Raw genomic sequence first — 11426 nt, forward strand, 5'->3', positions numbered from 1 at the left:
CCTCTCCTCAAACCCGTATCTTGACGTTCACGACCCGAATTTCCGCTAACCCATGCCCTGCGCCCGCACGGAGATACGGTACCGGGCGTTACCGGCCCGTTCGCGCCCCGGCCGTCCGCCGATACCCGACCGGTATGTGGCCGGGCGCCGGGGCGCGCGCGAGGGTCGTCCCGGCCGGCATTCGCGCCTCGACCATGTGCCGGTCACTTGTTCAGTACCGCTTCCATCACGCTCTGGGCGATCGGCGCCGCCAGACCGCCACCGCTGATGTCGTCGCGGTTGGCGGCGCCGTCCTCGACGACGACTGCCACGGCGACCGGCGAGCCCTGGTCGGTCATGGCGTAGGAGACGAACCAGGCGTACGGGGCCTTGTCATTGTTGATGCCGTGCTGCGCGGTGCCGGTCTTGCCGCCGACCCTGACCCCGGGAATCTTCGCGTTCTTGCCGGTGCCGTCGTTGACGACGGTCTCCATCATCGACTGGAGCTTCTGCGCGTTCTCCGGCGACAGCGGCTTGCTCAGCTCCTTGGGGTCGGTCTGCGAGATGGTGCTCAGGTTCGGCGCCACCAGCTTGTCGACCTCGTAGGGCTGCATCAGCACGCCGTTGTTGGCGATGGCCGAGGCGACCATGGCCATCTGGAGCGGGGTGGCCGCGGTGTCGAACTGGCCGATCGAGGACTGGGCGACCTGGTCCGGGCTCATCTTGGTGTCGAAGTTGCTCGCGTCCGCGCGGACCGGGATGAGCTGCTCCTTGTTGAAGCCGAACTTCTCCGCCTCGTCCACCATGCCCTTGAGTCCGACGTCGACGCCGAGCTTGCCGAAGACCGTGTTGCAGGACTGCCGCAGCGCGTTGCGCAGCGAGGTGTCCTTGCACTGGATGTGGCCCTCGTTCTTCAGCGGCACCGTGGTCCCCGGCAGGGTGTACGGGTCGGGCGACGTCGTCGAGGCGTCCACATCGGTCACCTTGCCGGACTCCAGCGCCGCAGCCGCCGTGACCAGCTTGAACGTCGAGCCGGGCGGGTAGGTCTGGCGCAGCGCCCGGTTCAGCGACGGGTCGTCCGGGTCGTTCTTCTTGTCCAGTGCGACCCAGTTCTTCTCGTCGGTGTTGGAGTAGCCCGCGATGCCCGACGGGTCGTACGACGGGGTGCTCGCCATGGCGAGGATCGCGCCGGTGCGCGGGTCCAGCGCGACGACCGCGCCCTTCTTGCCGCCGAGGCCCTTGAAGGCCGCCGTCTGCGCCTTGGCGTTCAGCGTGGTCACCACGTTGCCGCCCTGCCGCTGCTTGCCGGTGAGCAGGTCGATGGTGCGGTTGAAGAACAGCCGGTCGTCGTCGCCGGTGAGGAACTTGTCCTCGACGCCTTCCAGGAAGCTGGTGCCGTACGCCTGCGAGGCGTGGCCGGTGACCGGTGCCCACATCGGGCCGTCGGTGTAGGTGCGCTTGTACTTGAAGTCGCTGCCGTTGGTCTCGGTGTGGCCGGTGACGGCCTTGCCGTCCACGACGATGTCGCCGCGCGGCTGGGCGTACTGGTTGATCGCGACCCGGCGGTTGTGCGTGTCGTTGGACAGCTGGTCGGCCTGGACGAACTGCACGTAGTTGACCCGCAGCAGCAGGGCGAGGACGAGAAGACCGCAGAAGACCGCGACCCGTCGTAGCGGCTTGTTCACTGCGTACGCACCACCTGGGTCGCTTCGGCGTCGGGTGAGGGGGCGGGGCTCGGGGCCGGCCGCCGCGCGGTGTCGCTGATCCGCATCAGGATCGCGACCAGGGCCCAGTTGGCGATCACCGAGGAACCGCCCTGGGCCATGAACGGCATGGTCATACCGGTCAGCGGGATGAGCCCGGTCACACCGCCGGCCACCACGAAGACCTGTAGCGCGAAGGCGCCGGACAGGCCGATGGCCAGCAGCTTGCCGAACGGGTCGCGGGCGGCCAGCGCGGTCCGTATGCCGCGCTCGGTCAGCAGCCCGTAGAGCAGCAGGACGGCCATCAGGCCCGCCAGGCCCAGTTCCTCGCCGACGGTGGCGAGGATGTAGTCGCTCTTCGGCGCGATGCCGAGGATCAGCCGGGAGTACCCCTGGCCGAGCCCCGAACCGAAGATGCCGCCGGAGCCGAACGCGTACATCGCCTGCGCCGTCTCGGTGACGCCGCCGTTGGGGGCCAGCGCGAGCGGGTGCAGCCAGTTGTCGACGCGCTCCTTGACGTGGTGCTCGAAGGTGGACACGAAGACAGCGCCGCCCGCGCTGAGCAGCAGGCCGAAGACGATCCAGCTGGTCCGCTCGGTGGCCACGTAGAGCATGATCACGAAGAGGCCGAAGAACAGCAGCGAGGTGCCCAGGTCGGTCTCGAAGACCAGGATCAGCAGGCTGATGCCCCAGATGACCAGGATCGGGCCGAGGTCCCGGCCGCGCGGCAGGTACAGGCCCATGAAGCGGCGGCTGGCCAGCGCCAGCGCGTCCCGCTTGACCATCAGGTAGCCGGCGAAGAAGACGGTGATGACGATCTTCGCGAACTCACCCGGCTGGAGCGAGCCGATGCCGGGCAGCGTGACCCAGATCTTCGCGCCGTTCACCCCGGGGAAGAAGACCGGGGCGACCAGCAGCGCCAGGGCCAGCACCATCGAGATGTAGGTGTAGCGCTGCAGGATCCGGTGGTCCTTGAGGAAGACCAGGACGCCGATGAAGAGCAGCACGCCGACGGTGGACCACATCAGCTGCTTGGGCGCCATCGCGGCGCCCAGGCTCGGCTCCTGGTCGAGCCGCCAGATCAGCACCAGGCCGAGGCCGTTGAGCAGGGTGGCGATCGGCAGCATCAGCGGGTCGGCGTACGGGGCGAACTTGCGTACCAGCAGGTGGGCCACCGCGGCCAGCAGGCCGAGTCCGACACCGTAACCGAGCAGGCCCGCCGGGACCGAGCCGTTCTTGGCCAGGCCGACGTTCGCGTAGGCGAAGACCGGGATCAGGACGGCGAAGACGAGCAGGGCTAGCTCGGTGTTGCGGCGGTTGGGAGCGCCGATCGACGTGATGGTGGTGGTGTTGCTGGCGCTCATGACGAGCCGACCCCTCCTGGTGTTACGGCTGGCCCGACGTGCAGTTCGGGGCCAGCTTCTGCTCGTCCGGCGTCAGCGTCGGCGTCGGGGCGGTGGTCGGGGTGGTGCTCTTCTTCGGGGTGGACGCGTTCGTGCCGCCGACGGGGGTGCCGGCCGCGCCGCCCGTCGCCGACATCTGGCCCTCGGCCTTCTTCGCCGCCGCGGCGGTCTGGCCCGCGACCGCCTTGGCGTCGGCGACCTTCTTGCACACCGACGCCTGCCTGGCCAGCTCGTCGGCCTTGTCGTCGGCCTGGCCGAGGCTGCTGAGCGCGATGGTGCTCCTGACCTGGTCGCGCTGATACGACGGCAGGTACTTGAGTTCGATATCGGTGCGGTCCTTGTGCACCTTGGACAGGCTGAGCCAGGCCAGCTTCTGGTCGATGCCCCGGTAGACGGCGACATGGTCGCCCTTGGCGCCGACGTAGTACTGGGTCTGCGTCCAGGCGTACCCGCCGTAGAGGGCGCCGCCGACCACGGCGAGGACGGCGACACCGATCAGGGTGCGCCTGGGCCACTTGCGGGACTTGCCCGGCTTGCCGAGGTCGGCGTCGTCGTGGCCGCCGAAGCTGCCCAGCGGGGCGCCGGCGGCGCCCGGGACCGGGTCGCCGCTGCCGGGCGGCCCGAAGGCGCCGGGCGGTCCCGCCTGCTGCGGGGTACGGCCCAGCTCGGCCGCGCGGCCGGCCGGGGTCTGCAGGTGGCGGGCGTCGCTGAGCGGCAGCTGGGTGTCGGCGACCGCGCCGACCACCACGGGGGTGTCGTTGAGCTGGGCGGCCAGCGTGTCGCCGTCGTCGGTGTCCAGGACGTCGGCCACGATGCAGGTGATGTTGTCCGGGCCGCCGCCGCGCAGCGCGAGCTGGATCAGCTCCTGCACGGTCTCGTGCGGCGCCTGGTAGCCGGCCAGGGTGTCTTCCAGGGTCTGGTGGCTGACCACCCCCGACAGGCCGTCGGAGCAGATCAGATAGCGGTCGCCGACCCGGACCTCGCGGATGGACAGGTCGGGCTCGACCCGCTCGCCACTGCCCAGCGCGCGCATCAGCAGGGAGCGCTGCGGGTGGGTGGTGGCCTCCTCCTCGGTGATCCGGCCCTCGTCCACCAGCCGCTGCACCCAGGTGTGGTCCTGGGTGATCTGGGTGAGGACGCCGTCGCGCAGCAGGTACGCGCGCGAGTCGCCGACATGGACCAGGCCGAGCCGCTGGCCGGTCCACAGCAGGGCGGTCAGCGTGGTGCCCATGCCCTCCAGCTGCGGGTCCTCCTGGACCATCTGCAGCAGCTGGTCGTTGGCGCGCTGCACGGCGGTGCCCAGCGACGTGAGGATGTCGGAGCCGGGAATGTCGTCGTCAAGCGTGACGATGGTGGAGATCACCTCGGAGGAGGCGACCTCGCCGGCGGCCTGGCCGCCCATGCCGTCGGCGATCGCGAGCAGACGGGGGCCGGCGTAGCCGGAGTCCTCGTTCCCCTCGCGGATCATGCCCTTGTGCGAACCGGCGGCGAAACGCAGGCTCAGAGACATGCGCACCTCCCCCGTCGGCTCCGGGTACATCCGCACGCTGCCCACCCTCTCGCTCGCGCGTCGTGGCTCCGCTCGCCCATTGTGCGACTACTTCCGCAGCTCGATGACGGTCTTGCCGATGCGGATCGGCGCACCCAGCGGGACCGGGGTCGGCGTGGTCAGCCGGTTCCGGTCGAGATAGGTGCCGTTCGTGGATCCGAGATCCTCGACGATCCACTGTCCGTCGCGGTCCGGGTAGATCCTGGCATGCCGGCTGGACGCGTAGTCGTCATCGAGGACAATCGTCGAGTCATGTGCCCGGCCGAGCGTGATCGTCTGCCCCTGGAGCGCCACCGTGGTGCCCGCCAGCGACCCCTCGGTGACCACCAGCTTGGTGGGGGCGCCGCGGCGCTGGCGGTTGTTCTGCGCCGGCTGCTGCGCGCGCCGGTCCTGCGCCGCGGCCTGCTGGCGCTGCTGGGGCGGGCGGGCGCCGGCGTCGCCGCGGCGTCCGGCGCGCTGGGTCACCCGGGTCCCGAAAAGGTCGCTGCGGATGACTTGCACCGCGACGATCACGAACAGCCACAGAACGGCGAGGAAACCCAACCGCATGACCGTCAGGGTCAGCTCTGACATTGGCCCCGCTTCACCCTTCGGCTTGCCGATAGACGATGGTGGTGCTCCCGACAACGATGCGGGAGCCGTCGCGGAGCGTAGCGCGCTGGGTGTGCTGCCCGTCCACCACGATGCCGTTCGTCGATCCCAGGTCCTGCACCAGGGAGGGTGTGCCCACCCGGATCTCGCAGTGTTTGCGCGATACGCCCGGGTCGTCCACCCGGACGTCCGCCTCGGTGGAGCGGCCGAGGACCAGGGCGCCCCGGGTGATCTGGTGCCGGGTGCCGTTGATCTCGATCCAGCGCCGGGTGCCGGCCGCGGCGGAGCCCGCCGGGGCTCCGGTGCCGGGGAGCCGGGTGACCGGAGCGGGCGGCCGGCCGGCGCCGCCCGCGGGCGGCGGGGCGGCCGGCAGCGGCGGCACGGCGGCGGGACGCTGCGGTCCCGCGCCCGGCTGCTGTCCGCCGGCCGGCGGGAAGGGGGTGCGGGGCGGCGGCTGCTGGTAGCCCTGCGGGGACTGGGCGTGCGTCGCCTGCGGATACGGCGCCCGCTGGGCCGGCTGGCCGGGCGGGCCCTGCTGTCCCTGCGGGAACTGGGGCTGCTGCGATTCGCTGGAGGCGAGGGTGCGGCTGCGGACCCGGTACAGGCCGGTGTCGAGGTCGGCCGCCTGCTCCAGGTGCACCCTGATGCTGCCCATGAACGTGTAGCGCTGCTGCTTGGCGTAGTCGCGGACCATCCCGGCCAGCTCGTCGCCCAGCTGCACCGCGTACGGGCTCAGCCGCTCGAAGTCGGGGGTGCTCAGCTCCACGATGAAGTCATTGGGCACCACCGTGCGGTCCCGGTTCCAGATCGTGGCGTTGTTGTCGCACTCGCGCTGCAGCGCGCCCGCGATCTCGACGGGTTGCACCTCGCTCTTGAACACCTTGGCGAAGGTGCCGTTCACCATGCCTTCCAGCCGCTGCTCAAAGCGCTTCAGTACTCCCACGGGGCACCTCCCTCCTCGGGGCCTTCCACCGAGTCGAATCCGATACTGCTTACTGATCGTATCCACGCGCGGGAAAAACCTGTGGTTCCCCGAACGCCCTGGGCAGGGCAGTGTCAACCCTCACACCGGCCGCGCTTCCCCTCCCTCTGCCCAGAGCGATGGTAGATGCGACCTCGTGCCCAGTGCTCCCAGTGTCGCGCACCGTCGGCCACGCTCGCGCCGTCTCCCGCCATCCCGTCTGCCCCCATTCCGCCGCCTCTCCCGCCACCTCTCCCATCAGCCTCCCGCCAAGGTCCCGCCCGGGCCGAACAGATGTGATTCCACCCCGTACCCCGTGCTAATCTTCTGCATGTCGGAAGGCACTCCCACCTCACCGGACCGAACGGTCCAGCGGATGTGTGAGAATCGAACGGCAGCACCCATGCGCGGGTGGCGGAATAGGCAGACGCGCTGGATTCAGGTTCCAGTGCCCGAAAGGGCGTGGGGGTTCAACTCCCCCCTCGCGCACAGCGAAGCACCGTTGAAATGGTGCCCTTCACAAGTGACGGAAGTCGCTGGGGAGGGCACCATTTCGCGTTCCGGGACCAGCGTGTCGGTGGACGTCCGGCTCCGGTCGCCGCGCGGGTGCGGTCAGGCGGGACCGGCGCGGGCGCGGGCGGGGTAGCGCGCGGTGAAGAGGGCGGGGCGAGGTCCTGCCGAGGGTGTTCATCCTCGGGGTCCTCACTCCTCTGGAGGCGGTCACCTGCCTCAGTCCCGAAGCGGCCCGCGCCGCCGAGGGGCATGCCGGACTCGGCGGCTGGACGCCGCGGTCGGCTGGGGGGACGACCGCCTGTCGGTCTACGGGCGGCTCGCGCTCGAGTACGGCCTGCGGATGACCGCCATGCACGAGGAACGGGCGGGCTGGGCCCAAGAGCAGGTCGCCGAGCTGACCTGGCTCCCGCGGGAGTCCGCCGCGAAGGGTGGCAGCGCCGTGGGAACCGGGGCAGGGTGGTGTCCGTTGGAGCCATTGGGCAAAGGAATCGTCAAGTGGCGCGGCCCGCGCCGAACTGAGCAGGGAGATCCACCATGGGTGTCAGCCTCTCCAAGGGCGGCAATGTCTCACTGACGAAGGAGGCCCCCGGACTCACGGCGGTCACCGTCGGCCTGGGCTGGGACGTCCGCACGACCACCGGCACGGACTTCGACCTCGACGCGAGCGCTCTGCTGCTCGACGCGTCGGGCAAGGTCGTCTCGGACAAGCACTTCGTGTTCTTCAACAATCTCAAGAGCCCCGACGGCTCGGTCGAGCACACCGGTGACAACCTCACCGGTGAGGGCGAGGGCGACGACGAGGCCATCAAGGTGAACCTGGCCGGCGTGCCCGCCGAGGTGGACAAGGTCGTCTTCCCGGTCTCGATCTACGACGGCGAGACCCGGCAGCAGAGCTTCGGCCAGGTGCGCAACGCGTTCATCCGCGTGGTGAACCAGGCGGGCGGCGCCGAGATCGCCCGCTACGACCTGACCGAGGACGCCTCGACGGAGACCGCCATGGTCTTCGGCGAGCTGTACCGCAACGGGGCGGAGTGGAAGTTCCGGGCCGTCGGCCAGGGGTACGCCTCCGGGCTGCGCGGCATCGCCCAGGACTTCGGCGTCAACCTCTGACGTAGCGTCCGCGTCCGCGAGTCCCCGTCCGTCACCGTGCACGACGGCGGGCGGGGCCCGCGGGCCAGGTCGCGGGCGGGCTGGGCAGACTCAGCGGTCGGCTCACCGACGGTCCCCGCGCGGGGACTACGGATGGGCCGCGGCGTCCGCGTTGTAGCGGACCAGATAGCGGGCGAAGCGCTCCAGGTCCTCCGGGTCCCACGCGGCCAGCCGCACCTGGACGGACTCCTGCCTGCTGGCCCGGGCCGCGGCCAGGATCTCGGTCCCGCCCGGCGCCAGGTGCAGCACCTGCACCCGGTGGTCGGTGGCGTCCACCCGGCGCTCGATGAAGCCGAGCTTCTCCAGCGCGGCCACCTGCCGGCTGACCGTGGACTTGTCCAGCAGGTAGTGCGCGGCCAGATCGGTCGCCCGGCAGCCCTGCCGCTCCTCCAGATGCGCCAGGATCGTGTACGCCACCAGCGACAGTTCGGGGTGCACACGGGCCGCGGTGGCCCGCGCCCGGCGGGCGAACGCGGTCAGTTCCCGCTGGACGGTGTCCAGCGACGACTCCCGTGCGCTCATGACTGCGACTCCTCACACCGGTTCTCCGGGCGGCCGGGTCGCCGACCGCCTGCGGAAACGTTGTGTTGTAGAGTGCAACGATATCAGCTGGGCAGTGTGAGCTCGAACCACACCACCTTGCCCACGACCTTCCGGCTGGTTCCCCAGCGCCGCGCCATGTGCGACACCAGCGCAAGACCGCGCCCGCGTACGTCGCCGGCTTCCGCGCGCTGGAGCTGCGGCAGGTTGTGATTGTCGTCGCTGACCTCCACCAGCAGCTTGCCGACCCGCATCATCCGTAGCTCCACCTCGTAGGACGCGGCCCGGATCGCATTGGTGACCAGCTCGCTGACCAGCAGTTCCGCGGTGTCGCTCAGCCGGTGCAGGCCCCAGTCGGCGAGCTGCCGCCGGGTCACGTCGCGGGCCCGCGCCACCTCGCCGTGCTCCAGCCGCAGCCGCCACCGCGCCACGTCCTGCGGCGCGATGCCGTCGAAGCGCGCGACGAGCAGGGCGACGTCGTCACGCCGGTCCTCGGAGTGCACCCGGGCCAGGATCTGCGCGCAGACGTCCTCGGGAGTCTGCTGAGGCTCGATCACATGGGCGCACAGGGCGGCGAGTCCGGCATCTATGCCCTGGCCGCGCACCTCCACCAGGCCGTCGGTGCACAGCACCAGCCAGCTCCCGTCCGGCGCCGGGATCTCCACCGTCTCGAACGGCACCCCGCCGACGCCGATCGGCGCGCCGCCGGGAATCCGCAGCAGCTCGCCCCGCCCGTCGTGCCCGGCCAGCACCGGCGGGATATGGCCGGCGTTGGCGAGCGTCAGAGTGCGGCGGATCGGGTCGTAGACCGCGTAGACGCAGGTGGCGAGGTGGTCGGTGCCGAGCCGCTGGGCCAGGTCGTCCAAGTGCCGCAGCAGCTGGGCGGGCGGCAGGTCGAGCGCGGCCATGGTGATGACCGCGGTACGGAACTGGCCCATCACGGCCGCTGCCTGGAGCCCGTGCCCCATCACATCGCCGACGATCAGCGCGACCCGGCCGCCGGGCAGCCGGATCGCGTCGAACCAGTCGCCGCCGACCTGGGCCTGCCGGTCCCCCGGCATGTAGTGGTGGGCGACGCGGACCCCGGGGATGCGGGGCGGCCGGGTCGGCATCATCGAGCGCTGGAGGGTGGCGGCGGCGCGGGACTCCAGGCGGTGCAGCCGCGCGTTGTCCAGATGGACCGCGCCGCGGGCGGCGAGTTCGGCCGCGGTGACGGCGTCCCGGGTGTCGAAGGGGCGGTGGCCGGGGCTGCGCAGGAAGCAGATCCGGCCGAGCACCGTGCCGCGGGCGGTGAGCGGGGCGAGGATCAGCGAATGGCCGGCCAGCAGCCGGCCGAGCGCGGGCACCCCCAGGTCGGCGGCGACGTCGGCCGCCATCGCGGCGTCGACCACCGGCACGAGGACGGGGTCGCCGAGCCGGGGCATCGTGTCCTGGTTGGGCAGCGTGAGCAGTTCGCCCTCGGGCACCGCGCTCTCCCAGCCTGCCGAGGACTGGTCGATGATGGCGACCCGGCGGACCACGATCGTGTCGGCGGCCTTGTCGTCCTGGGGCGGCTCGGTGTCGGAGAAGAGCTGGTCCACGACGAGCACGGTGGCGATGTCCGCGAAGCGCGGCACCGTGACCGAGCACAGCTCGCGCGCGGTCGTGCGCAGGTCGAGGGTCGAGCCGACCACGGAGCCGGTCTCGCGCAGCAGCGACAGCTGTTCGTCCAGTGCGCTGCCGGGCAGCGGGTTGTGGGAGCCGCGGCCCGCGGCGGCCGACGCGGGATGCCCGGCCGGCGCGGCGGCGTACGCCCGGACCGGGGACGGCGGGGCGGCGGATGGGAAGGGGCCGACGGATCCTGAGGACGGGAACGGGACAGCGGTCAGGGCCGACGCGCTTGAACGGTCACCACCTCGGGTAGTCGAATAGTCACCAGGAGTGGCAGCTCCCTGAGGTGCGGGACGGTCGGCGGGGTCCGTGCCGGGGCCCGGGTCCGCGGCGGGGCCCGGCCGGGGGCCCGGCAGCAGTTCCCGGCGTACGGACCGGTCGACGCGGGCGGCAGCGGCGACCTGGGCGTAGTCCTGCGGGGTGACCGGCAGCCGGACGCTGCCCTCCACCTCCAGGGCGGGGTGGCCGAGCGGGGCGATCTGCCGCACGATGCGGTCCAGCCTGCCCGGGCTGACCCCGGGCAGTACGGTCCCGAGCCTGGCGGTCAGCGCGTGGCCCTGCGCCGGATCGGGGGCCGGGCACAGCACGGCGGCGATGGCGATGTCCTGCGGTCCCTCCGCGGTGTACGGCAGCATCCGGCCGCCCATCGCGATCCGCAGGCTGCCGGTGCGCAGCGGTCTGGCGTGCGCGGCGATCGCGAGCAGGCTGCGGCCGCCGGGCTCGGTGATCCGGTACGTCCACCACAGCACGTCCTTGACGGTGCCGTCCCGGTCGGTGGCCGCGAGGGCACCCGACCAGGCGGAAGTGGTGAGGTCGTCCAGGACGTCGAGGGTGTCCTGGCGGGCGGTGCCCGAAGCGCTGGGCGGCGCGCCCGCGGCGGCGCGGGTCGGGGTGAGCAGGCCCGAGGCGCGGTGGTTGAAGACCTGCTCCCACCGGTGGCCGAACAGCTCTTCCGCACCGCGGTTCCAGTACGAGATCCGGCCGTCCGGGTCGACGCACACCACCGCGAGGCGGAGCAGCGCGGTCATGCCGGTGCCGTCGACAGCGCCGCCGCCACCGACGGCGGGCGGGCTGCCGAAGGGGGCGGCGGCGCGCGGGCTTTCGGCACCGGGACAGCCGTCGCCGGCTGACGTGGTGCGGTGCGGCGGGCCGGCCTCCGGAGTCGGCCGGCCCGCGCCGGGCGCCTGCTCGCCGCGCCCTTCCTCGGGGGTGGGACAGTCCGTGTGATCGCTTGCGTCGGTGGCTGCGGGATGCCGGGGGATGTCGTCCAACGTCGTGCACCTGCGGTTCGCCGCTGAGTAGGGTCCTGAACTCAAGGCAAGCACGGATCGGTCCGCGGGGACGACCGATTAGCCGGATTAGCCCCCGCAGTGGGGAAATTGACGGGA

8 protein-coding genes and 1 tRNA gene are annotated in these 11426 nt (G+C 71.5%); 2 read left to right on the forward strand and 7 right to left on the reverse strand.

Going from position 1 to position 11426, the window contains the following annotated elements; translation table 11 throughout:
* Positions 1-203: 203 nt before the first annotated feature.
* Genes V7E46_RS00510 through V7E46_RS00530 form a run of 5 tightly spaced genes read right to left on the reverse strand, consistent with a single transcriptional unit; the run spans position 204 to position 6168 of the window.
* On the reverse strand, positions 204-1664 hold the full coding sequence (locus V7E46_RS00510; RefSeq protein ID WP_333766523.1) for a peptidoglycan D,D-transpeptidase FtsI family protein: 1461 nt from the start codon (positions 1662-1664) through the stop codon (positions 204-206).
* Positions 1661-3046: an FtsW/RodA/SpoVE family cell cycle protein gene (locus V7E46_RS00515; RefSeq protein ID WP_329176871.1), complete on the reverse strand. Its 1386-nt coding sequence runs from the start codon at positions 3044-3046 to the stop codon at positions 1661-1663. The genes V7E46_RS00510 and V7E46_RS00515 overlap by 4 nt, the downstream gene beginning before the upstream one ends.
* Positions 3047-3068: 22 nt before the next feature.
* Entirely contained in the window at positions 3069-4625 is a 1557-nt protein-coding gene (locus V7E46_RS00520) for a Stp1/IreP family PP2C-type Ser/Thr phosphatase (protein WP_333766593.1), read from the reverse strand.
* A 57-nt stretch (positions 4626-4682) separates the two neighbouring features.
* Positions 4683-5207, reverse strand: a complete 525-nt coding sequence (locus tag V7E46_RS00525) for an FHA domain-containing protein FhaB/FipA (RefSeq protein ID WP_329176869.1) — start codon at positions 5205-5207, stop codon at positions 4683-4685.
* A 10-nt stretch (positions 5208-5217) separates the two neighbouring features.
* Positions 5218-6168 carry a DUF3662 and FHA domain-containing protein gene (locus tag V7E46_RS00530; protein WP_333766524.1) on the reverse strand — a complete coding sequence of 317 codons (951 nt, stop codon included), beginning with the start codon at positions 6166-6168 and terminating at the stop codon, positions 5218-5220.
* A 423-nt stretch (positions 6169-6591) separates the two neighbouring features.
* On the opposite strand from V7E46_RS00530, the gene V7E46_RS00535 reads away from it, so the two are divergent.
* Positions 6592-6675, forward strand: a tRNA-Leu gene (locus V7E46_RS00535).
* A gap of 558 nt (positions 6676-7233) precedes the next feature.
* A complete protein-coding gene (locus tag V7E46_RS00540) occupies positions 7234-7809 on the forward strand; it encodes a TerD family protein (RefSeq protein ID WP_329176811.1) in 576 nt (191 codons plus the stop codon).
* A gap of 126 nt (positions 7810-7935) precedes the next feature.
* Here the strand turns inward: V7E46_RS00540 and V7E46_RS00545 are convergent, their stop codons facing one another.
* Positions 7936-8370: a MarR family winged helix-turn-helix transcriptional regulator gene (locus V7E46_RS00545; RefSeq protein ID WP_333766525.1), complete on the reverse strand. Its 435-nt coding sequence runs from the start codon at positions 8368-8370 to the stop codon at positions 7936-7938.
* A gap of 83 nt (positions 8371-8453) precedes the next feature.
* Entirely contained in the window at positions 8454-11309 is a 2856-nt protein-coding gene (locus V7E46_RS00550) for a SpoIIE family protein phosphatase (protein ID WP_333766526.1), read from the reverse strand.
* Between the last annotated feature and the right edge of the window lie 117 nt (positions 11310-11426).

The sequence above is a fragment of the Streptomyces sp. IBSBF 2435 genome, from assembly GCF_036815005.1.
In the GTDB taxonomy this organism is placed as follows: domain Bacteria; phylum Actinomycetota; class Actinomycetes; order Streptomycetales; family Streptomycetaceae; genus Actinacidiphila.

What these genes read in the sequence shown, in the direction of transcription:
- V7E46_RS00515 (WP_329176871.1), bottom strand. Translation starts at nt 3,046, where the DNA reads ATGAGCGCCAGCAACACCACCACCATCACGTCGATCGGCGCTCCCAAC.
- V7E46_RS00520 (WP_333766593.1), bottom strand. Translation starts at nt 4,625, where the DNA reads ATGTACCCGGAGCCGACGGGGGAGGTGCGCATGTCTCTGAGCCTGCGT.
- V7E46_RS00525 (WP_329176869.1), bottom strand. Translation starts at nt 5,207, where the DNA reads ATGTCAGAGCTGACCCTGACGGTCATGCGGTTGGGTTTCCTCGCCGTT.
- V7E46_RS00540 (WP_329176811.1), top strand. Translation starts at nt 7,234, where the DNA reads ATGGGTGTCAGCCTCTCCAAGGGCGGCAATGTCTCACTGACGAAGGAG.
- V7E46_RS00545 (WP_333766525.1), bottom strand. Translation starts at nt 8,370, where the DNA reads ATGAGCGCACGGGAGTCGTCGCTGGACACCGTCCAGCGGGAACTGACC.